This is a genomic window from Finegoldia sp. P3-F-LR (assembly GCF_052932165.1).
In genome coordinates, this window is sequence record NZ_JBRFJE010000001.1 from 20,129 (window position 1) to 44,035 (window position 23,907).

Annotated in this window: 23 protein-coding genes; all 23 read left to right on the forward strand. The window is 28.5% G+C overall.

Features of this window, described 5'->3' with window-relative positions; all coding sequences use genetic code 11:
• Positions 1 to 31 precede the first annotated feature (31 nt).
• The 23 genes from pyrB (at position 32) to miaB (ending at position 23,906) form a co-directional block, all read left to right on the forward strand.
• Positions 32 to 952 carry an aspartate carbamoyltransferase gene (pyrB, locus tag ACU68U_RS00115; RefSeq protein WP_316512066.1) on the forward strand — a complete coding sequence of 307 codons (921 nt, stop codon included), beginning with the start codon at positions 32 to 34 and terminating at the stop codon, positions 950 to 952.
• Positions 952 to 1,380, forward strand: coding sequence for an aspartate carbamoyltransferase regulatory subunit (locus ACU68U_RS00120; protein ID WP_094209717.1), 429 nt, complete (start codon positions 952 to 954; stop codon positions 1,378 to 1,380). Before pyrB ends, ACU68U_RS00120 begins: the two co-directional genes overlap by 1 nt.
• Positions 1,380 to 2,576, forward strand: coding sequence for a dihydroorotase (locus tag ACU68U_RS00125; RefSeq protein WP_446762492.1), 1,197 nt, complete (start codon positions 1,380 to 1,382; stop codon positions 2,574 to 2,576). Before ACU68U_RS00120 ends, ACU68U_RS00125 begins: the two co-directional genes overlap by 1 nt.
• Positions 2,563 to 3,414 (forward strand): orotidine-5'-phosphate decarboxylase, encoded by an 852-nt coding sequence (pyrF, locus tag ACU68U_RS00130; RefSeq protein ID WP_446762493.1) that lies wholly within the window; start codon positions 2,563 to 2,565, stop codon positions 3,412 to 3,414. Before ACU68U_RS00125 ends, pyrF begins: the two co-directional genes overlap by 14 nt.
• Positions 3,407 to 4,123, forward strand: coding sequence for a dihydroorotate dehydrogenase electron transfer subunit (locus ACU68U_RS00135; protein WP_446762494.1), 717 nt, complete (start codon positions 3,407 to 3,409; stop codon positions 4,121 to 4,123). The genes pyrF and ACU68U_RS00135 overlap by 8 nt, the downstream gene beginning before the upstream one ends.
• Entirely contained in the window at positions 4,116 to 5,012 is an 897-nt protein-coding gene (locus tag ACU68U_RS00140; RefSeq protein ID WP_002836367.1) for a dihydroorotate dehydrogenase, read from the forward strand. The genes ACU68U_RS00135 and ACU68U_RS00140 overlap by 8 nt, the downstream gene beginning before the upstream one ends.
• Positions 5,013 to 5,022: 10 nt before the next feature.
• Positions 5,023 to 5,595 carry an orotate phosphoribosyltransferase gene (gene pyrE, locus ACU68U_RS00145; protein ID WP_002836368.1) on the forward strand — a complete coding sequence of 191 codons (573 nt, stop codon included), beginning with the start codon at positions 5,023 to 5,025 and terminating at the stop codon, positions 5,593 to 5,595.
• A 127-nt stretch (positions 5,596 to 5,722) separates the two neighbouring features.
• On the forward strand, positions 5,723 to 6,427 hold the full coding sequence (locus ACU68U_RS00150) for an isoprenyl transferase (RefSeq protein ID WP_446762495.1): 705 nt from the start codon (positions 5,723 to 5,725) through the stop codon (positions 6,425 to 6,427).
• Positions 6,424 to 7,203, forward strand: coding sequence for a phosphatidate cytidylyltransferase (locus ACU68U_RS00155; RefSeq protein WP_094209724.1), 780 nt, complete (start codon positions 6,424 to 6,426; stop codon positions 7,201 to 7,203). The genes ACU68U_RS00150 and ACU68U_RS00155 overlap by 4 nt, the downstream gene beginning before the upstream one ends.
• A gap of 12 nt (positions 7,204 to 7,215) precedes the next feature.
• Positions 7,216 to 8,220: an RIP metalloprotease RseP gene (rseP, locus tag ACU68U_RS00160; protein WP_446762496.1), complete on the forward strand. Its 1,005-nt coding sequence runs from the start codon at positions 7,216 to 7,218 to the stop codon at positions 8,218 to 8,220.
• A gap of 50 nt (positions 8,221 to 8,270) precedes the next feature.
• Positions 8,271 to 9,320: a flavodoxin-dependent (E)-4-hydroxy-3-methylbut-2-enyl-diphosphate synthase gene (gene ispG, locus ACU68U_RS00165; RefSeq protein ID WP_035109495.1), complete on the forward strand. Its 1,050-nt coding sequence runs from the start codon at positions 8,271 to 8,273 to the stop codon at positions 9,318 to 9,320.
• Complete coding sequence (locus ACU68U_RS00170) at positions 9,321 to 13,586, forward strand: PolC-type DNA polymerase III (protein ID WP_446762497.1); 4,266 nt, start codon at positions 9,321 to 9,323, stop codon at positions 13,584 to 13,586.
• 32 nt (positions 13,587 to 13,618) lie between these two features.
• Complete coding sequence (locus ACU68U_RS00175) at positions 13,619 to 14,602, forward strand: PhoH family protein (protein WP_094207113.1); 984 nt, start codon at positions 13,619 to 13,621, stop codon at positions 14,600 to 14,602.
• Entirely contained in the window at positions 14,583 to 15,044 is a 462-nt protein-coding gene (ybeY, locus tag ACU68U_RS00180) for an rRNA maturation RNase YbeY (protein ID WP_094224673.1), read from the forward strand. The genes ACU68U_RS00175 and ybeY overlap by 20 nt, the downstream gene beginning before the upstream one ends.
• Complete coding sequence (locus ACU68U_RS00185) at positions 15,028 to 15,771, forward strand: diacylglycerol kinase (RefSeq protein WP_094205653.1); 744 nt, start codon at positions 15,028 to 15,030, stop codon at positions 15,769 to 15,771. The genes ybeY and ACU68U_RS00185 overlap by 17 nt, the downstream gene beginning before the upstream one ends.
• 7 nt (positions 15,772 to 15,778) lie before the next feature.
• Positions 15,779 to 16,174 (forward strand): cytidine deaminase, encoded by a 396-nt coding sequence (gene cdd, locus ACU68U_RS00190; RefSeq protein ID WP_094208578.1) that lies wholly within the window; start codon positions 15,779 to 15,781, stop codon positions 16,172 to 16,174.
• On the forward strand, positions 16,167 to 17,051 hold the full coding sequence (era, locus tag ACU68U_RS00195; RefSeq protein WP_094208579.1) for a GTPase Era: 885 nt from the start codon (positions 16,167 to 16,169) through the stop codon (positions 17,049 to 17,051). Before cdd ends, era begins: the two co-directional genes overlap by 8 nt.
• A complete protein-coding gene (gene recO / locus ACU68U_RS00200; RefSeq protein ID WP_094208580.1) occupies positions 17,051 to 17,755 on the forward strand; it encodes a DNA repair protein RecO in 705 nt (234 codons plus the stop codon). The genes era and recO overlap by 1 nt, the downstream gene beginning before the upstream one ends.
• Positions 17,756 to 17,764: 9 nt before the next feature.
• Positions 17,765 to 19,453, forward strand: coding sequence for a glycine--tRNA ligase subunit beta (locus ACU68U_RS00205; RefSeq protein ID WP_446762498.1), 1,689 nt, complete (start codon positions 17,765 to 17,767; stop codon positions 19,451 to 19,453).
• A 10-nt stretch (positions 19,454 to 19,463) separates the two neighbouring features.
• Complete coding sequence (locus ACU68U_RS00210) at positions 19,464 to 20,255, forward strand: pyruvate, water dikinase regulatory protein (RefSeq protein WP_446762499.1); 792 nt, start codon at positions 19,464 to 19,466, stop codon at positions 20,253 to 20,255.
• 90 nt (positions 20,256 to 20,345) lie between these two features.
• Positions 20,346 to 21,788, forward strand: a complete 1,443-nt coding sequence (locus tag ACU68U_RS00215) for a PASTA domain-containing protein (protein ID WP_446762500.1) — start codon at positions 20,346 to 20,348, stop codon at positions 21,786 to 21,788.
• A 1-nt stretch (position 21,789) separates the two neighbouring features.
• A complete protein-coding gene (locus ACU68U_RS00220; protein WP_349170619.1) occupies positions 21,790 to 22,464 on the forward strand; it encodes a protein phosphatase 2C domain-containing protein in 675 nt (224 codons plus the stop codon).
• A 56-nt stretch (positions 22,465 to 22,520) separates the two neighbouring features.
• Entirely contained in the window at positions 22,521 to 23,906 is a 1,386-nt protein-coding gene (miaB, locus tag ACU68U_RS00225) for a tRNA (N6-isopentenyl adenosine(37)-C2)-methylthiotransferase MiaB (RefSeq protein ID WP_446762501.1), read from the forward strand.
• Position 23,907 lies beyond the last annotated feature (1 nt).

A 23,907-nucleotide genomic window follows, 5' to 3' on the forward strand; every position in this document is an offset into this window, starting at 1 on the left:
TTATAGTGAAAATAAATCAAAGGAGATAGTTATGTTAAAAAATAGAAATTTAATTAACGCAGATGATTTTAATGTAGAAGAGATAAACGAAATATTGAATTTAGCAGAAGAAATTATAAAGAGTCCTTCTGATTTTTCTAATTTATGTAATGGAAAAATCTTAGGGACTCTTTTTTTTGAGCCTTCAACAAGAACAAGATTAAGTTTTGAATCAGCAATACATAGATTGGGTGGAGATTGCATCGGCTTTTCGGAAAGTGCAAGTTCATCGACATCAAAGGGTGAGTCTTTGGCTGATACAATAAGAACAGTGTCAAATTATACAGATATAATTGCGATGAGAAACCCAAAAGAAGGTTCGGCAGTTTTAGCTAGTTCTTATGCAGAAGTTCCATTGATAAATGCAGGTGATGGTGGACATCAACATCCAACTCAAACTTTGACAGATTTATTGACAATTTGGATGACTAAAAAAAGATTGGACAACATGACAATAGGATTGTGTGGAGATTTGAAATTTGGTAGAACAGTCCATTCTTTGATAAAAGCTATGTCAAGATATGAGAACAACAAGTTCATCTTAATATCTCCTGAAGAACTTCAAGTGCCTGATTATATTAAGATATTTTTAAAATCAAAGAATATAGAATTCAAAGAAGTCGAAAAAATGGAAGATGTAATCGGTGAATTAGATGTTTTATACATGACTAGAGTTCAACGTGAAAGATTCTTCAATGAAGCAGATTATGTTAGATTGAAAGATTCATATATCTTAGATAATGATAAAATGAAATTAGCTACAGAAGATTTAGCTGTTCTTCATCCATTGCCAAGAGTAAATGAAATAGCTACAGAAGTTGATAGCGATCCAAGAGCAGTTTATTTTAAGCAAGTTAGATACGGTGTAATTGTTAGAATGGCGTTAATATTGAAATTATTAGGGGTGAGATAATGTTAAACATTAATAGTATTGAAAAAGGTATTGTAATCGATCATATCAAATGTGGAATGGGTTATAAAATATTCCAACTTTTAAAGTTAGACAAGGCTGATTATACAGTAGCATTAATCATGAATGCACAATCAGGTAAATTGGGAAGAAAAGATATGATCAAAATCGAAAATGTTATAGATATAGATTTTGATATACTTGGAGTATTCGATGATAATATGACTGTTAATATAATTGAAAATGAAAAAATAAAAGAAAAAATCAACTTGAATTTACCAGAACATTTTGAAGGTTTTATTAAATGTAAAAATCCTAGATGTATAACTCAATCTGAAAGAAGTATTGTACAGAAATTTAGTTTAGTTGATAAGGATACTAGAACCTATAAGTGTGATTATTGTGATCACTTATATAACGTGGAGGAATAATGAAACTGCTGCTTAAAAATTGTCATATTATAGATAAAGATAAAGATATTTTTGCTGATATTTTAATAGAAAATGGTAAAATAAAAGCAATAGGAGAGATATTAGAAGAATGTGATGAAATCATTGATGTAAAGGGAAAAATTGTAATGCCAGGATTCATAGATTTGCACACTCATTTCAGATATCCCGGTCAAGAAAATAAAGAGGATTTATATACTGGTAGCCTGTCAGCACTTGCTGGAGGCTACACAAGTTGTAATTTGATGGGAAACACTAAACCAGTTGTGGATAATAATGAAATCTACAATCGAATTATAGACAAATCAAAAGAAATTGATTTAATAAATATATATCAATGCATGGCCACAACAAAAGATTTAAAATCTATAGAAATGATTAATTTTGAAAAAGCAGATAATAATATAAAATTCTTTAGTGAAGACGGGAAAGGTATAACAGATTCTTTACTAGCCTTTAATGTTTTTACGGAAATAGAAAAAATAAATAAAGGTATAATGGTACATGCAGAAGACCATAATCTAACAAAGATTTCTACAAGGTATGCAGAGGATTTAGAAACAATTAGAGATTGTTACTTAAGCTTAAAAACAGGATGTAGAGTTCATTTTTGTCACGTTAGCACTATTGATTCATTGGAAGCGATAAAATTCTACAAAGGAAAAAACGCACCAATTACTTGTGAAGTTACTCCTCATCACATATATATGAAAGATAGTGACTTCAGAGTAAATCCTTCAATAAGAACTCAAGACGATATAGATTGCATAATAAAAATGATAAAAAATAATACAGTAGATGCTATTGCAACGGATCATGCTCCGCACACTAAGGAAGATAAAGATAACGGGGCATGTGGAATGATTGGACTAGAGACAGCGTTTAATATTGCATATAAAGTTTTGCATGAAGAAAATAATATATCATTAAATAAAATATCTGAATTAATGAGTTACAATCCAGCTAAGATATTAGGAGAAAACAAAGGTGTTATAAATCCAACATACGATGCTGATTTAGTTATAATTGATATTGATAAAGAAATAAAAATAGAAAAATTTAATTCAAAATCAAATAATTCTCCGTTTATTGGCGAGAAGTTTAGAGGTAGCGTTGAGATGACAATTGTAAATGGAAAAGTTAAATTTGAGAAAGGGGTTAAAAATGATAATAGATAAGCTTTCTGAAAGAATAAACGAAAGATCCATAGTATGTGTAGGACTAGATACTAGTACAGATTATGTACCAGAAAATATGAAAAAAGGAAAGAAAGTTAGCGAATATCTATTTAATTTTAATAAGGAAATCATAGATAATACAAAAGATTTAGTAGCATGTTTTAAAGTACAAATTGCATACTACGAAGCACATGGCATAGAAGGATTAATAGCTTACAAAAACACACTTAAATATCTTAAAGAAAATGATTTAATATCAATAGCCGATGTAAAAAGAGGAGATATAGCAAATACAGCCAAAGAATACGCAAAAGCACATTTTGAAGGTGATTTTGAAGCTGACTTTATAACTGTTAATCCATTCATGGGATATGATACTTTAGAACATTATTTACCTTACCTTGAATCAAAAGAAAAAGGAATATTTGTATTAATGAGAACATCAAATCCAGGTTCAAAAGATATTCAATATAAGGATTATAAAGGCCAACCACTATACTATGAGATAGGCGACAATCTGAATAAAATTGCCAAAGAATATATAGGACAATGTAATTTAAGTTCTTTAGGATTTGTAGTAGGTGGAACTCAAACTGAAAATGCAAATAAAATCAGAGAGAGATATGAAAATATAATGTTTTTAATTCCCGGATACGGAGCACAAGGAGCAAAACCAGAAGACATAAGAGTTTACCTTGATAACTTTAAGAAAGGAATTGTAAATTCATCTAGAGGCATAATATTAAATTACAGAAAGTTTGATGATGGAGAAAAAAATATCGGTAAATATGCTAGAAAAGCTGTAGAAGATATGAGAAAGGATATTTACGGTGAATAAGTATATCGAATCTGAAATAATACTTAATGAAGAAATTAGCGAAGGAATTTTCAAATTGGTTTTAAAAGGAAAATTCCAAGGTGATCCTGGTCAATTCTATATGTTAAGAGCTTGGGATGAATCACCACTTCTTCCAAGACCACTTAGTATTTGTGATCTAGATGATGAAAGTATAACATTTTTATATGCTGTCGTAGGAAAAGGGACATCAATAATTGCCTCAATGAGAGTAGGAGAAAGCATCAAAATTCTTGGCCCGTTAGGAAATGGATTTGAATTACATCCTGAAGCAAAATGTGCTATAGTTGCTGGTGGGATTGGAATTGCTCCAATGAAATATTTGTCAAGAAAATTGAAAAATGTAGATTTGTATGTTGGATACAGAAACACACCGTACATGGAAGATGAGATTTTAAATAAAAATGAAACAATTATTTCTACAGAAGATGGATCAATTGGGCTAAAAGGATATATAACAGAATACGTAAAAAATGACTATGATTATATTTATGCTTGTGGCCCAAATCCTATGATGAATTCTTTAAAGAAAAGAAATCTTGATGCGACAGAATTTTATTCATTAGAAGCTCACATGGCCTGTGGAATAGGGGCGTGTTTAGGATGTACTGTTCATACAACTAATGGACTTAAAAGAGTTTGCAAAGATGGTCCTATTTTTGAGAAAAACGAGGTGATATTTGATGCTTAAAACAAATTTTTGTGGAGTAGAGTTCAAAAATCCAGTTGTTGGAGCTTCTGGCACATTTGGATTTGGAAGAGAATATGAAAACTTTACAGATCTAAATAAATTAGGAGGTATCTCTACAAAAGGATTAACTATTCAACCTAAAAATGGAAATACTGGTTTAAGAATCTATGAAACACCGTCTGGAATCATGAATAGTATAGGATTACAAAATCCATCTGTTCAAGAATTCATTAATAGGGATCTGGACTATATGTTATCTTTGGACACTGTTACCATTGCAAACATTGGTGGCTCTGATATAAAAAGTTATATTGAAGCGGTTGAACTTATATCAAGCACTGATATAAAAATAATTGAGTTAAATATTTCTTGTCCAAATGTTAAAGAAGGTGGAATGGCTTTTGGGATAAAATGTGATGTAGCACAAAAAGTTGTTTCAGAAGTAAGAAAGCATACTGATAAAGTTTTAATGGTAAAATTATCCCCAAATGCTAATGATATTGTAGAAATGGCAAAGACTTGTGAAGATTCTGGAGCAGATGCTCTTAGTCTTGTTAATACTTTTAATGCATTAGCTGTGGATATTAATAAAAGAAAACCTGTATTTGACAATATAACTGCCGGTCTTTCGGGACCTTGTATAAAACCTATAGCTTTAAGAATGTGTAGAGATGTGTGCAAAAATGTTAAAATTCCAGTTTGTGGTATGGGTGGAATTCAAAATTACAAAGATGCATTAGAATTTATTATGGTAGGTTGTCACTTGGTTCAAGTTGGTACAGCAAATTTTGTTAATCCAAATGTTATGGTTGAAATAGCAAATGGTATGGAAAACTATTTAAAACAAAATAATTTTAAATCAATAGACGAAATAAGGAATATTATTTAGGAGGAAAAAGATGGATAGGGTTGTTGAATTATTGAAAGAAAGTAATGCATTATTAGAAGGTCACTTCTTATTGTCATCTGGAAATCACAGTGATAAGTATTGTCAATGCGCAAAGTTATTACAATATCCAGACAAAGCTGAAGAAGTAATCAAAGTTATTGCTGATAAGCTTAAAGATGTTGAATTTGATACTGTTGTTGGACCTGCCATGGGTGGAATAATAGTAGCTTATGAACTAGGAAGACAATTACATAAACCAGCTATCTTTACTGAAAGAAAAGATGGTGAAATGTGTCTTAGAAGAGGGTTTGAAGTAAAAAAAGGTGAAAAAGTTATTATCTCAGAAGACGTTGTAACTACTGCAAAATCTTCTTATGAGACAAAAAAAGTTTTGGAAGAATTGGGTGCAGAAGTAGTAGGGATTTGTTGTCTAGTAGATAGAAGCGTAAACCTTGATATTGATTTACCATTATATAGCGCAACAAAAATCGATATAGAAATTTTTAAACCGGAAGAATGTCCTTTATGTAAGAAAGGAATAGAATTGGTAAAACCTGGTTCAAGAGAAATTAAAACAAAATAGTTTATTAAAAAATAAGCCTAATTTGAAGATTTCTTCATGAGATATTCAAATATAAAGGCTTATTTTTTGTGTAAGAAAAAATCAAAATATGATACAATAATTAAGAATAAACTAAAAGGAATTGAAAATGGATTTATCAAATTTAGATCAAGATAGACTGCCTAAACATATTGCCATAATAATGGATGGCAATGGAAGATGGGCTACAAAAAGAAATAAACCCAGGGTTTTTGGACATAATGAAGGGATGAAAAGAGTCGTTGACGTTGTTGAAAACTCTTTAAATATCGGAATAAAATATTTGTCATTGTATGCTTTTTCAACAGAAAATTGGAAAAGACCACAAAAAGAAATAGATTTTTTAATGCAAATACTCATAAAATATATAGATGAACAATTAAATAAACTAGTAACTCAAGGAGTTAAGATTAATATTTTGGGAGATATTAGTGTATTGCCCGAAAAAGTAATTCAAAAGATAGAATACGCATTGGATTCGACGAAAGATAATGATAAACTTATTCTAAATATTGCTATTAATTATGGGTCAAGGCAAGAGATATTAAAAGCTGTGAATACTGCAATAGAGAAGGGAGAAATCCTGACTGATGATGAGTTCTCAAATCTTTTATACACGAGAAACCAACCGGACGTTGATTTACTGATTAGACCAGGTGGAGAAAAAAGACTAAGCAATTTCTTGCTTTATCAAATGTCTTATGCAGAACTTTATTTTTCAGATATATATTGGCCGGATTTCAAGTTAGAATCACTTGTCGATGCAATTTATTGGTATCAAAACAGGGATAGAAGATTTGGTGGATTGAAATGAAATTTTTAAAAAGGACATTAACCGGAATAATAATTTTATTGTTATCTATTTTTTGCGTTTCTAAAGGCGGAATTTACCTTTTAATAATGAATTTATTCCTTAGTACTGTTGCAATTTACGAACTAGAAAATGTAATTAACAAGGATTATTCCAATAACATTAACATTAATAATTTGATTATTAATGTATTATTTAATGTTAGTTTTAATTTAAGCGTTTATTTTAAGAAGGAATTATTTGCAATTGCTTTATTGTGCAGTTTTAGCTTGATAGAATTGACTTTATATACCATTTTTGACAAACCTATCAAGGAAGTACTAAATAACTATTTTATGCACATATATATTACGATTACTTTTTCTTTAATGTATTTTATATCAGGAACTGAGTATATTTGGCTTATTTATATATGTTCATGGGGGACAGACACAGCAGCATACTGTACAGGAATGTTATTCGGAAAACACAAATTGACAAAAATTAGCCCTAAAAAAACTATTGAAGGAGCAATAGGTGGAATAATAGGAAGCATGATAATTGGTGCTATATTTTCTATATTTTATGGTAATTTAAATATTGCTAAGATAGTTATTATCGCTTTCTTCGGTTCTATTATATCTCAAATTGGTGATATAAGCGCTTCTAAAATTAAAAGAAAAGCCAATGTGAAGGATTTTGGTAATATTTTTATAGGACATGGTGGAGTAATGGATCGATTCGATAGTTTTATTTTTGTTTTGCCTTATCTTTCAATTTTATATTGTTTAGGGCTATAATTAGGAGGAAATGTGATTACAATAATTTCATCAATTATAATATTTTTACTAGTAATTTTAATACATGAATTTGGACATTTTATCGTAGCGAAAATGAATGGAGTATCTGTTTTGGAATTTTCAATAGGTATGGGACCAAAACTTTTCCAAAGAGAATCAAATGGAACTCTTTATTCTTTGAGAGTGTTACCTGTGGGAGGTTATTGTCAGCTAGAAGGGGAAGACGAAGAAAACGACAGCCCGAATTCTTTGAATAATCAATCACCACTTGTAAGACTTAAAGTAATTTTAGCTGGTGCTATTATGAATTTTATATTAGCTTTTATTTTGTTAATTTTATTAATGTCTGTAAGTAGAGTTAGTACAGAAGTATCCGGTGTGATAAAAGATTCACCAGCATACTCTTCGGGTATACAAACAGGAGATCAAATTGTATCTATAAATGGGGAGAATGTAAGTGATGGAGAAGAATTATTAAAAAGTATCAAAGAATCCCAAGGTGATTTAAATATTGGAGTAATAAGAGATTCTCAATCAAAGAATATAAAAGTCACTCCAAGATTAGAAAATAATATTAGAAAAATTGGAGTAAACTTTCAAGAAGAATATAATATTAAAAATTTTAGCTTAATAAAAGGCTTTAAAAAAGGCGTCATAACTTTTCTTAATTTGACAGGCATGTTATATAAATTCCTAGGGATGCTTATAACTGGCCAATTAGGTTTAGGAGGAGTTAGTGGACCAGTTGGTGTGGTAAAAGAGATTGGTAATGCTGCAAAGACAGGTGTTGCTAATTTAATTTTCTTATTGGCATATATTAACATTAATTTAGGTGTATTTAATTTATTGCCTATTCCAGCTTTAGATGGAGGAAGAGCGATATTCATACTAATTGAGATGATATTTGGCAAAAAAATATCTCAAGAAAAAGAAGGCTATATACACATGGTAGGATTAATTTTGCTTTTAGCATTAATCGCAGTAGTTACAATAAAAGATGTTATTAAATTATTTTAAATGTTTTGATTAGGCCTGTATGGGCCTTTTTAAATTTGAAAGGTGAAGTAATGAAAAGAGAAGATACAAAAAGAATTTACGTAGGAAACGTTGCAGTGGGAAATGGAGCAAGAGTTACAGTTCAATCCATGACTAATACAGATACAAAAGATATAGAAAGTACTGTAAAACAAATTAAAGAATTTGAATCTGTAGGGTGTGATATTTCCAGAAGTGCAATTAATGATTTAGAAGATGCAAAGGCGATACCAATTATAAAAAGCATGACGAATATACCATTCGTTGCTGATATTCAATTTCATCACAAATTAGCAATAGCTGCAATTGAAAATGGGTGCGATTGCATTAGAATTAATCCTGGAAATATTGGTGGAATAGATAGAGTTAAAGAAATCGTAGATTGTTGCAAACATCATAAAATTTCCATGAGAATTGGGGTAAATAGTGGATCTGTCAATCAAAAATTCATAGACAAGTATCACGGTGTAAATGTTGATTCAATATGCTACAGTTGTCTTGATCAAATAAGAATGATAGAAGATATGGGATTTGACGATATCAAATTATCATTAAAATCTTCTAATGTTAATATGTCAATAAAAGCTTATGAAAAAATGTCAGAGTTATGTAATTATCCTCTACATGTCGGTATAACAGAAGCAGGTCCTTCTACTAAAGGAATTATCAAATCCAGTGTAGGAATAGGAAGTATTTTGTCAAAAGGAATTGGAGATACTATCAGAGTTTCTTTAACTGGTGATCCTAAAGAAGAAATCATTGTAGGAAGACAAATTTTAATGAGTTTGGGTTTACTAAACGAAGGAATTGAAATAATTTCATGTCCAACATGTGCTAGAACCAAGATTGATTTGATAAGTCTAGTGAATGAAGCTGAAAAAAAATTGGATAAAATAGATAAACACATTAAAGTTGCTATTATGGGTTGCGTTGTAAATGGACCAGGAGAAGCAAAAGAAGCTGATATTGGTATAGCAGGAGGAAATGGAGTAGGCTTAATATTTAAAAAAGGGGAAATTGTACGAAAAGTTAAGGAAGAAGAATTATTAGATGTATTAATTGAAGAGATAGAGAGGTTATAAATGCATTTATTACTCAACGATGTATTAAAGAAAATCGGCCTAAAATATGATTCAAAATCCCCAATTTATATTGATAAATTGACTTATAATAAGGATAATGATGAGTTAGATTGTTTGATAAACATTCAAAAAGATGAGAGTAAGGACAACTTGGCAGAATTTATACAAAAAGACTTATTAAATTTTATAACAAAAATTAATATTGATTTTACAGAGTATGAAGATTCAAAAATCAATTTTTCAAAAGATGATCTGATTAAAATTTTAAAATCAAATGATTTTTGTGAATATTCTTCGTGTATTGATTTTGAATATTCGAAGATAAACGATTCAGAAATTTCACTTATTTTTAATTTTGAGCAAATAAGGGATAAGTTTATATCAGATCAAAAGGATAATGAGTTAACAAAATTAATAACTAAGACATATAATTTAAGTTATTCTGTCAAATCTGAAATTGTTGAGTTAAAGGATAACGATGATTATAGACAAAATCTTATTGAATATGATAATTCAATTCGAAAAAAAATAGCAGAATCAATAAAAGATACTCCAAAGCAAGACAAAGAAGAAGTTAAAAAAACGGGAATAAAATGTGGTAAAGATATAACCAAGTCTCCAATAAAAATTAAAGAAATAATAGAAAATGAAGACGATACTTGTATCAGAGCTGAAATTATTGATGTAGATGTCAGAAGCATAAAAGATGGAGAAAGCTTTATTGTTTCTTTGGATCTAAGGGATGAAAGTGGAGCTGTTTTTGCAAAGAAATTTTTGAAGAAAAAAGAATTTGAAGCGTTTGGTGATAAATTGAAATCGGGAGTTTATCTTTTATTAACAGGAAGGTTGGAATTTGATAGATTTACTTCTGGAAAGACTTTTTCAATAAAACAAATGCAAGAAATTGAGAAACCAGAATCTAGAAAAGATGAATACGAGAAAAAACGTGTAGAGCTACACATGTATTCTCAAATGAGCCAACTAGATGGATTTATTGACTTGGATGAATGCTGTAAAACCCTAAAAAAATGGGGACATCCAGCGCTAGGTTTAACGGATAAATCCGTAGTACAAGGTTATCCACAATTGTATGATGCTTGTAGCAAAAATGGATTAAAACCACTTTTTGGAATGGAAGCTAAAATAATAGAAGATGATTTTAGGATAATAACAAATCCTTATGATTCTATGAATTTGGAAGAATTTGTAGTTTTTGATATAGAAACTACAGGATTATCAAATACAACAGAAAAAATTACGGAAATTGGTGCTGTAAAGATAGTAGATAATCAAATTGTAGATGAATTTAATCAATTAATAAATCCTGAAATACCAATACCAGAAAAAATAACAGAATTAACGTCTATAACAAATGAAATGGTAAAAGATATGCCTAAAATAGAGGAAGTATTACCTGAGTTTTTAAAATTTGTTGGTGACTGTACTTTAATAGCACATAATGCAGATTTCGATATGGGATTTATCAAGAAAAATTGTCTTGATTTGAGAATTAATCCCATAAGAACATATATAGACACACTAGCTTTTGCAAGGGCATTGGAACCTCATCTCAAAAATCATAAACTTGATACTTTGACAAAAAAATACAACGTTAATTTATTTAACCATCACAGAGCTTGTGATGATGCAAGAGCAACAGGAGAAGTATTCATTTGTATGGTCAAAGATCTTGAAAAAAGAGGAGTTAAATTTGATATAAATATAAATAAAATAGATTCTGATTGGAGTATTTCTAAAAGAGAATCTCACACTGCGACAATATATGCCCAAAACTTAATTGGATTGAAAAACTTATATAAACTTGTGACCGCTTCTAATTTAAAGTATTTTTACAGAGAAGGCGGAATACCAAAATCTGAATTGAATAAAAGAAGAGAAGGTCTTGTAATAGGTTCTGGAAACGAAGATGGAGAATTAATAAAAGCAATACTTGGATTTGAATCAGATGAAAAATTAGATGAAATTATTTCGAGGTATGATTTTTTGGAGGTCCAACCACCACTTTATTATGATGGGGTAAAGTCAAAAAGGATGAGCTTTAACTTAAAGAGTTGTGAAGAATTAACTAGAAAACTATATGATTTATCAAAAAAACACAATAAACCTCTTGTGGCTGATTCTTATGCAAAATACTTCGAAAAAACGGACTATATTTTTAGAAATATAATATTAGAGGGTCAACCTAGAAAAATTTATGGCGAAAAATTCCCTACGTTGTTTTTCAGAACAACTGATGAAATGATGAATGAATTTAGTTTTTTAGAAAAAGATGTGGCTGAGGAAATTGTAATAGATAATACCATAAAAATTTCAGAAATGTTAGATGATATAAAGCCAATACCAGATGGAACTTTTCCACCGGTTATTGAAGGCTCTGATACAGAATTAAGAGAAATGACTTATAAAAAAGCTAGAAGTATATATGGAGATGATTTACCTGAAATTGTTGAAAGTAGGTTAGAACGTGAATTGTCATCTATAATTTCAAATGGATATGCCGTATTATATATTATCGCCCAAAAATTAGTAAAGAAAAGCAACGAAGATGGATATCTAGTTGGATCAAGAGGATCTGTAGGCTCAAGCTTTGTTGCGACAATGGCTGATATAACCGAAGTTAATCCTTTAATTCCGCATTATATTTGTGAAAACTGCAAACATTCTGAGTTTATACATGATGAAAATATTGGCTCAGGAGTGGACCTTGAAGATAAAACCTGTCCTGTATGTGGACAACCATTAAAAAAGGAAGGTCATAATATACCATTCGAAGTTTTCTTAGGATTTGATGGTGATAAAGAGCCAGATATTGACTTGAACTTTGCTGGAGAATATCAACCTACTGTTCACAAATATACTGAAGAATTGTTTGGGGAAGGAAAGGTGTTCAGAGCTGGAACTATTGGTACTATTTCCGACAAAACAGCTTATGGGTATATAAAAAAATATTTTGAAGATAAAAACGTATATGTTAATAATTCAGAGATAAAATATTTACAAAGAGGAATCTTGGGAGTTAAAAGAACTTCGGGTCAACATCCGGGTGGAGTAATGATAGTTCCAAGAGATAAGGATATCGAAGATTTTTGTCCAGTTCAACATCCCGCTGATGATGTTAATAGTGATATTATTACTACTCACTTCAATTATAAGTCTATAAGTGGTAGAATTTTAAAGCTTGACTTGCTTGGACACGATGTGCCAACTATTATAAAAATGTTGTCGGATATGACAGGAGTGGATCCATTAACTATCCCTATGGATGATAAAGAGACTATGAGTATTTTTTCATCGATAGATGCTTTACACTTTGAAGAATTAATCGATGGGTTAGATATAGGAACGTTAGGAATACCTGAATTTGGTACAAACTTTGTAAGAGGAATGTTAAGAGATACAACTCCAAAAACTTTTTCTGAGTTAGTCAGAATTTCTGGATTATCACATGGTACAAATGTATGGTTAAATAATGCACAAGATCTAATAAGAGATGGTGTTGTTGAATTAAAAGATACTATTTGTACAAGAGATGATATTATGATTTATCTAATAAATAAAGGTCTTGAAAAGAAAAGATCATTTAAAATAATGGAAACAGTAAGAAAAAATAGACTTCTTGATGAGGATACACTAAATTATATGACAGAAAATGGTGTTCCAGATTGGTATATTGAATCTTGTAAAACTATTGAGTATCTTTTCCCTAAGGCCCACGCGGTAGCGTATGTAATGATGAGTTATAGAATAGCTTATTTTAAAGTACACTATCCGGAAGCTTTTTATTCAACATTTTTTACAATAAAATTACAAGATTATCCAGGTGATGTTATTGTGAGAGGATTAAGTGCAATTAGAGAAGAAATGCAATCTTTGAAGGATAAATACAAAGAATCAAATTCTAAGATGACAGCAAAGGATAGTAACAAATACTCTGTATTAGAAGTAGCAGAAGAAATGTATTGCAGAGGAATAAAACAATCAAGAGTTGACTTGCATAAATCTGACAAGGCTAGGTTCAAAGTATTAGAAAAAGGATTCATTCAACCTCCATTTAATGCACTAGAAGGGGTTAGCGATGCAAACTCTATTGCTATTTTTGAAGAAATACAAAAGGGTGATTTTATTTCAAAACAAGATTTTACTATGAGAACGAAAGTTAATAAAACAGCTTTAGAAATACTAGAAAACCACGGTGTTTTAGATGGTTTACAAAACGAAAACCAAATAAGTTTATTTGATTTTTAGTGATATGTTATAATTAGATAAATGGAGTGATTATGGATAAACATTTAATTTACAAAACTAATAATGAAAAATTAATAACATTTATTTTTGGTCAATTAGAAAAAAATGCAAAAAAAATTGAAGAAGCTTGTGATGTTATATTAAAGATTTCTGAAGAAGGTATTCTAATTAGTGGTTCTGATTTTAATATTGAAAGTGCAAGTAATCTTTTAGAATCATTAAATACACATACTTTATCTGGAAATGAAATAACAGATCAAGATTTGGATTATTTGCTTTCTAACTTAGAAAAAATAAAACAAGAAAATATTTCAAAAATTAAGGACTATGTAATTTGTTACAATTCAAAAGGTAAACCTTTAAAGCCTAAAACAATAAATCAAAGAAATTATGTTGAAATGATTAAAAAAAATGATATTGTTTTTGGAATAGGTCCTGCCGGTACAGGAAAAACTTATTTGGCAATGGCGATGGCAATAAATGCATTTAGAAATAATGAAGTGGATAGGATAATTTTAACTAGGCCTGCTGTAGAAGCTGGAGAAAGTTTAGGATTTTTGCCGGGAGATCTTCAAGAAAAAATTGATCCTTATCTAAGACCAATTTACGATGCTATGTTTGATATACTAGGTTATGAAAATTTTGAAAAATTTAAAGAAAGAGGATTGATTGAAGTAGCACCATTGGCATATATGAGAGGTAGAACTTTAGATAATGCATATATTATATTAGATGAAGCGCAAAACACTACCAATGAACAAATGAAGATGTTTTTAACTAGAATAGGATATGGTTCAAAAGCTATAGTAACGGGAGACATTACACAAGTAGATTTGCCAAGAGGTAAAAAATCAGGATTACTAGTTGCGACTAATATTCTTAGGGACATAAAAGGAATAAGCTTTTTAGAATTTGAAAAAACAGATGTTGTAAGACATCCACTAGTACAAAAAATTATTGGAGCTTATGAAAAATTAGATAACAATAGGTCAAATTATGATAATACAGATAAGTAATAGACAAGATGATTTTCAAATTGATGATGAATTAAGATCGAATATTGAAAATTCAATAAAAATATGTTTGCTTCAAGAATTAAATGATGATAATTATGAGATATCTTTGTCATTTGTTAGTGAAGAAGAAATTAAAGAACTTAATAGAGATTATCGAAATAAAGATAGTGTAACAGATGTGTTGAGCTTTCCTTTAGAAGATGATTTTCAAGTTCAAACAAATCTTTTGGGTGATATTATTATATGCTGCAAAAGAGCTTTAGAGCAAGCTAAAGAATACAATCATTCTATTAAAAGAGAAATTGTGTACTTGGTTGTTCATTCTATGTTTCATTTGTTGGGTTATGATCATATTGATGAAAGTGATAAAATTATTATGAGAAATAAAGAAAAATCAGCCTTGAAAGAAATAGGTATCTATAAAGATGAAGAATTTAATTAGGAAGTCAAAGGATAAAAATATTTCTAAAAATACTTCTTTTATTACTAGTTTTCAATATGCAATGGATGGAATTATTCATTGTTTGAAAAATGAAAGAAATTTTAGAACTGATATTTTGATGACAGTTCTGGTTATGATTGCGTCATTAATGTTTGACTTATCAAGGGTAGAAATGGCTTGTTTGTGCATAACTATAACATTTATATTAATGGCAGAAATGATTAACACCGCCATTGAAACGATTGTTGATTTGATTTATGACAAATATGATGATAAAGCAAAAATAGCAAAAGATGTAGGTGCAGGGGCTGTACTACTAGCTGCTTTTAATTCTATTTTTGTAGGTTATTTTATGTTTTATGATAGGATTGTACCACTTAGTCATACAGCAGTTATAAAATTACAGAACTCACCAACTCATTTGACATTTATAGCTTTGATTTTGGTAGTTGTTATAACTTTAGTTTTAAAAAGTTTTATATATCAGAATAAATGGACTTATTTGCAAGGTGGAAGCGTGAGTGGTCACGCATCGGTTTCTTTTTGCAGCGCTACAATAATTGCTCTTCTTGCTAATAATACATTAGTGACAATACTATCATATTTTATTGCTTTTCTGGTTGCAGAAAGTAGAGTAGAAGGAAAAATCCATACACTAAGTCAAGTTATAGTTGGTGGCATAATTGGGACATTAGTGGCAATATTATTATTTAAAGTAATTATTTAGGAGTATTATGGAAATTAATAAAATGTATAAAATTGCATTGCAATATAAACAAAACGCATACACGCCATATTCTCATTATAAAGTGGGATGTTGTGTCAAAGATATAGAAGGAAACTATTATGGAGGTTGTAATATTGAAAATGCTTCATTCAGTCCTACTATTTGTGCTGAAAGAACAGCAATTTCGAAGATGGTTTCTGAAGGATTTAAATTAATAGATACTATTTTAATAATTGGAGATTCTGATTTTACGTATCCTTGTGGTGTTTGTAGACAAGTAATTAAAGAATTTTCTAACGAAGATACGAAAATAATAATAGCTAAAAATGAAAAAGAGTATAAAATTTATAATATTAAAGATTTGTTACCTCATGGTTTTAGTGGAGATGATGTAAATGTTTAAATCTGGATTTGTTTCAGTTATAGGGAGAAGTAATGTAGGGAAATCAACTCTTTTAAATAGAATTTTAGGAGAAAAACTAACAATTATTTCTGACAAACCTCAAACTACTAGAAATAAAATACAATTGATATATACTGACGAAAATATGCAAGCAATATTTTTAGATACTCCAGGAATACAAACACCAAAAAATAAACTTGGAGATTATATGCTTAAAGTATCAATGTCAACTTTGAACGAAGTTGATGTTATAACATATATAGTAGATACTACTGAAGAAATAGGAAAACTAGACTCTGAAATTATTGAAAAATTAAAATTAGTTAATACAAAAATAATTTTATTAATCAATAAAATAGATAAAATATCAAGTGATAAAGTAAATGAATTAGTAGAAATGTACAGTAAAGTAGGAATATTTGAAGAAATAATTCCAATAAGTGCATTGACAGGAGATAATTTAGAAGGATATTTAACTTCTTTAAAAAATAATTTGCCTGAAGGGCCAATGTATTATGATAAAGATAGCGTAACAGATCAACCTATTAGACAAATTGTACAAGAACTAATTAGGGAAAAAGCACTAATAAATTTATCCGATGAATTACCACATGGAATAGCTATAACTATCGAAAAATTCAAAGAAAGACAAGATAAGAATCTAATTGATATAGATGCTACTATTATTGTTGAGAAAAAAAGTCATAAGGGCATGGTAATTGGTAAAAAAGGATCAATGATTAAAAAAATTGGAACTGATGCCAGAATTGATATTGAACAATTATTAGACGCAAAAGTAAATCTAAAACTATGGGTTAAAATAGATGAAGAATGGAGAAATAAAGATTCTAGATTAAGGTATTTGGGTTATAACTAATGCAACAAGATTACATCAAGACACAAGCTATTGTGTTGGAGCATATAATTTATGGAGAAAATTCTATAATTTTGAATGTTTTCAGTAAAGAAGAAGGTATTATTGGAATTTTCATCAATAATATTAATTCCATGAAATCAATTATAGAATTTAATGTTCTGTCAGTGAATGATTTTACCTTAAAAAAAGGAAATCAATTCTATTATTTAGTGGATTATGATTTAATTAACTCTAATTTTAATATAAGAACAAACTATAAATCAGAATTATTTAGTTTGGTTATAGTTGATTTAATAAAGTCAATTTTTTACAATGAAGTTTGCAATGAAAAAGTATACGCTTTGATATTGAAAACAGTAATATTCTTATCCAAATATTCTGAAGATCAATACGCTTTAATAAATGCGTTTATTTTGAAACTTGTATCATATCTTGGATATCAACCTAGTATGTTTTATCAAAATAGTCACAACAGGTTTTATTTAGATGGTGGATTTGTAGATTCTGACGGAGATTACTACCAAATAGATAATTTACACGCAAAATATATGATATACTTAATGAAAAATAGGTATGATGACATAGTTAATAAAAAGTATGAATCTATAAATGAAAACGAAATTTTAAAAATTTTGTTAAAATACACGATGAACAATTTTGGAATTGAATATTTGGGGTCATTAGGCTACCTTGAATATTTATAAGGAGAAATAATGTATAACTTATTAATAGATATAGTGACTAATAATATTCCTGAGAATTTTATAGGATTTATAAATAGATCGCTTGACGAAAAAATAAGAAAAGAATTAAAAAAACTGCAATTAGTATATTCAAATATAGATTTGGATACAATAAAAGATCATTTTTTTATTTACATTACTAATATAGAAAATCCAGGATTTACACTAGAAAATTACGAAAATGTAATAAATAAAGCTATTGATTCGATAAATTTCAAATACAAATATGATTCTGAAAGTTTATCATTTAGAGAGTCTATCTTGTACATTAAAATTTTTAATGAAAAAGAAAATAAAACAATAGAATTCAAAGGCTTAAAAGAGGATAAAGATGACAGCTTAGTTAATTCTTCTACTTTTAACAATTTTTCTTCAGAGTTACGAAAAAATCAAATAATATTAAAAAAAGAAGAAAGATTACAATCATTTGAAAAAAGCGCTAATAAACTTGCTAGAGCAAATGGTTGTTCAATTATTAATAACAAAAGCATACTCAACGAATACGCAAATAAATTTGATTATCCTGTAAGCGTTGAAGGATCATTTGACGAAAAATATTTGTGTATCGATAAATCAATACTTTATACAGTTTTGATGGAGAATTTTACGGTATTACCAATGGAATTCGATAACGGTAATAGTTCAAACTTTTTTGTTTACGCTAAAAACAAGAGTTCTGAAGATTCTCATATTTTGATTAAAGAAATTAATGACAAATTAGAAGAAATAAATAATTTGATAAACCAAAAATCAGATAGAAAACTTGAAGACTTTGTTGAGGATTTGAAAACAGTCAATTATATCAATAATTATGGTAACTTTTATGACAAAACTCAAAGACTAATAAAGATATCAATTGAATTATGTAAAATGCTATCAGTTAGTAACGAAACTATTGATTCTGTCAAAAGAATAGCATTTCTATGTAAAGCGGATAAAGCAACTGAAATTGTACAAAAATGTTCTTATTTACACGGCTTAATTGGAAAACTATATGCTAAGTCTGATGGCGAAGATAAAATTGTTTATGACGGAGTATATGAACACATTAAACCGAGATTTATATCTGAAAACATTCCAAATTCAACTGCTGCTAGAATTGTTGCAATTTCTGATAAAATGGAATATGTTATGTCTTACATAATATCTAGTAGTGATGATAATTTTAAATATAATTATAAGTTAAGAAAAACTATCACATCTGTGATTTCAATAATACTTAGATCAGAATTAGATTTTAATTTAAGTGATTTTATTACTAAAATCTTATATGTATTTCTCCAAGACAAGGGAATAGTAGATTATGAGTATTTTGAAAAAAGTATAAAAGAAATTATTCTTGATGTTTACAGAGATGACTGTGTAAAATTAGGGTATGATTTTGATGAAGTTGATGTGATAAATTATAACAATTTAAATATTTTTAAGTTAAATCGTTTATTGACTAATCTTCATGACATAAACACAAAAAACAATGGCAAATTAATGATTCAAATTCTAAAGATGTTGGAGGTAAACTCTAGTGAGTGCAAGTATACTCCGATGCAATTAGATAACAATAATTTGTGCAATTTATTAGAAAAATTAGCAAACTGTTCTGATGAAGACTTACTTTACTATAAATTAATTTTCAAAGGTGTATTTAAGAAAATAAATTAAGGAGAATGTTATGAATAAAACCATGGTAGTTATTTCTGATTCCACGGGTGAAACAGCGAATCAAGTTTTAGATGCTGTTAAAGTTCATTTTGATATTAAAAATGTTAGAGTAAAAAAATTCTCAAAAATTATTAGAAGAGAACAGATTGATGAAATATTAAACGAAATTAATGGAGAAATTCTAATATTTTCAACAATCGTAGATCGTGATTTGCTGAATTATTTGATTGAGAAAACAGAAATGAATGAATCGATTTATTTAGTAGATGTTTTATCATATCCTATCTTAGTTTCAAGTAAGTTTTTTAAGCAACAACCTAAATTCGATATTGGATTAAATAGAAAAGTTGACCAAGAATATCTTGAAAAGATGGAAGCTTTAGAATTTGCAGTAAAATACGATGATTGTAAGGATAAGTTTGGTATTTTAAAAGCTGATATTATATTAATAGGAGTTTCAAGAACTTCAAAAACTCCATTGAGTTTAAATTTAGCATTCAAAAATTATAAAGTATGTAATATTCCAATTTTACCAGAAGTAGAAGTCCCATCTGAATTATTCAAAGTTGATAAGAAAAAAATTATTGGTTTGATTATTGACTCTGATAAACTTAATAATATCAGAGAAAATCGAATGGCTAAAATTGGTTTGCAATTAGGCTACTCAGATGATTCAAGGATAGAAAAAGAGCTTGATTATGCAAAAGAAATTATGAACAAGATAGGCTGTAAAATAATTAATGTTACGGATAAAACAATTGACGAAACCTCTAATGAAATAATTTCATATATTGATAAATAACAGTAAAATTTAAGTTCTCATTTTTTGAGAGCTTTTTTTGTTTTAGCTATTGAATTATGATAAAATATTAAGAGAATACTGGAGGTAAATGTGGAAAATAGTAGATACGAAATTCAAAGAAAAATAAATGAAGACAAATTTTCTACGACATTTAAAGCTTATGATAAAAAATTAAATAGATACCTTAGTTTCAAGGAGTATAACGACAAAAAATATTTTGATTCATTAGCAAATAATTTAAAATCTTTATCAAACTTACATCATCCTAATATTCTTGAAATGTATGACCTAATGATTAGTTCTGATAATAAGTGTTTTTTAACTTATGAGTTTTTTGATGGAATATCATTGGATAATTTGTTCAAAAGAAAGAATGTTTCAGAATCATTTATATTAGATATTTTAAAAAAGATTTTACTATCTTTAATTTATTCTGAAAATAATGAAATATTTTTTGGAAATTTACGAATTTATAATATGTTAGTAGATGAAAATAATAATCTTAAGATTGATATTTTTAAAAACTTTGATGGTGAAAATTTTGGAGATAGTACATCTCAGTTAAATCATAATATAAGCGTATTATTAGAAATTCTAGAAAATTCTAATATAGATATTGAAAATAGTAATTTGAATAGCTTTTATCAAAAGCTAAGAAATAATTCTTATGATGATACACAAAGTATTATGAAAGATTTAAATGAAATTAATAATTATAAAATGACATGTTCAAATAATGATTCTATAGATAATACAATTAAATTAGATTTAAAAAATGAGCATGAGAAAAATATGTCCTATAAAATAGATGAAAATTTATTTGAGGAAGAAGAGATAAAAAATAAAAAGAAATCACATAATTATCTTAAGTCTTTTTTAGTGTATTTTACATCTGTATTATTAGCTTTTTTTGCTGCTGCAGTAATTATTTTTTATTATAATTTGAGGCCAAAAGCACCTGATTATGTTGGGAAAAACTTAAGGCTTGCTGTTGACCAGGCTACAGCAAATGACATTGAATTAGTTGTGGACAAATCAGTAAGCGTGGACAAGTCAGATTTTAATAAATATGTGGTTATTGGTCAGAGTTCAAAAGTTGGCGATAAGCTTTTATTTAATAAAAAAATTAAGGTAGAACTTGGATTAGAAAAAGAAGACACAATGATTAACTTAATTGGTTTAAATTTGAAAAAAGCTAAAAAAGAGCTATCTAATCTAGGTGTAAATGTTAAGAAAGTTAGATACAAAAAAAGTTCAGTATATGATGAAGGTGTAGTAATTGACCAAAGCATTGAAGCTGGTAGAAATATTAAAAATGGTGATTTCATTACTATAACTGTAAGTTCTGGTAAAGCAAGAAAAACAGAAACAGTTGAAGATGAATACACTCCACCTGAAGAAAATGAAAGACCTAATGAAGATGAAACTGAAAATTCTAGTGTAGATAATAATGATTCAAATTCAAATTCAGATAATAATCAAGAATCAGATAATGAAAATACTAGAAAAAACGATAATAACAGTGGGGAATAATATGGAGTATTTTTCGATTTCATATAAGGGTGATATCAGAGAAAAAAATGAAGACTACTATAAAAATGAAACTTTCAAAGATTCGCAAATTTTTTTAATAGCAGATGGTATGGGAGGATGCAAATATGGTGAAAAAGCTTCTGAAATTGCTGTTGAAGAGTTTTTGATTTGTTTTAAAAATCATTACGATGAAAAACTTAGTATGAAAGATTTGATTTATGGATCAATTCATCATGCAGGTTATAAAATTTTGGATTTCTCAAAATCAAATAATTGCCTAAATAATATAGGAACAACATTCTTAGCTACTATTATTAAAGAAAATACAATGTATTTATTCAATGTTGGAGATAGCAGAGCTTATTTGCAAAATGAATATGGTTTTTATCAAATATCAAAAGACCATGTTGTAAAAAATAATGAAAATCTTAAAAATGCTATAACAAGAGGACTTGGCTTTTTGAGTATGGATAAACCTGATTATATTATTAAGGAATTAAACGCTGATGATCAAATACTTATGGCTACAGATGGTTTTTACAAATTCATTGATAATAGTAGTATTGAATATATTTTGAAATCAAACTTGAACGTAAAAGAAAAATGCAATACATTATTAGAAAATGTAATTAATAAGTCTGATGATAATATAACAATTACATTAATTAAAATATAAAAATTATTTATAAGCTATCGAATATCGATGGCTTATATTTTATAAAGGAGATTTAAATGGAAGAAAATAATAATAAATTAGCTTCAAATTCTTATGTTAATTTATTTATAAATAGACACGGACATGCTCCGACTTATTCGATAATTACACATGGTTGTCAAATGAACGAACATGATTCCGAAAAAATCAAAACATTACTAGAAAACATGGGATTTGAACAATCTGATGAAAAATTAGATGCAGACTTTATTATTTTTAATACTTGTTTGGTAAGAGAAAATGCAGAAATGAAAGTCTATGGGCAATTGGGAGCATTGAAAAACTTAAAAAGAGAAAATCCAGATATGCTTATTGCAGTTTGTGGATGTATGATGCAAACTGGCCCAGCGAGAGATATAATTAGAGAAAAATATCCACAAGTGGATATAGTATTCGGAGTAAATAACATAAATTCATTACCATATCTTATAGATAGACACCTAAGCAGTGGAAAATTAGTTGTAGATATTGAAAGAAAAGATGATATTGACGAAGATATTGCTATCAAAAGGGACAATGAATATGTTGGATATGTAAATATAATGACAGGATGCAATAATTTTTGCACTTATTGCATAGTTCCTTATGCAAGAGGAAGAGAACAAAGTAGATCTGTTGAAAGTATTTTATCTGAAGTGAAAAGAATGGTAGATCAAGGCTACAAAGATATAACTTTACTTGGACAAAATGTAAATTCTTACGGAAAAACTCTTGAAAAACCTGTTACGTTTACGGAATTATTAACTAAGGTTAACGACGTTGAAGGACTTGAAAGATTAAGATTTTTGACAAGTCATCCTAAAGATATTTCGGATGAACTAATCGATGCTATGGGTAAATTAGATAAAGTTTGCGAAAACATTCATCTACCATTTCAAGCAGGATCAAATTCGGTTCTAGAAAGAATGCATAGGAGATATACTAAGGAATCTTACTTAGAAAAGGTAGAAAAATTAAAGAAAAGCGTAAAAGAAATTACTTTTTCAACTGATATTATAGTAGGATTTCCAGGAGAAACCGAAGAGGATTTTCAAGACACTTTAGATGTGGTTAGAAAAGTTGGATACGAACAAGCTTTTACATTTAAATACAACAGAAGACCGGGAACAAAAGCTGATTTATTCGAAGATCAAGTTGATGAAGATGTAAAGCAAGATAGATTAGAAAGACTTTTGGATGTTGCTTATCCTATTTTTTACGAGAAAAACAAATCATACCTTGGAACCATACAAGAAGTATTAATTGAAGGGGAAAGTAAGAATAATCCTGAAGTAATGACAGGAAGAACTAGGACATTTAAATTAGTAAATGTTAAATGTGATAAATCTTATATAGGGAAATTAGTAAATACGAAAATTGTAGATTTTAATTCTTTTGCATTAACAGGGGAAATGGTGGAATAAT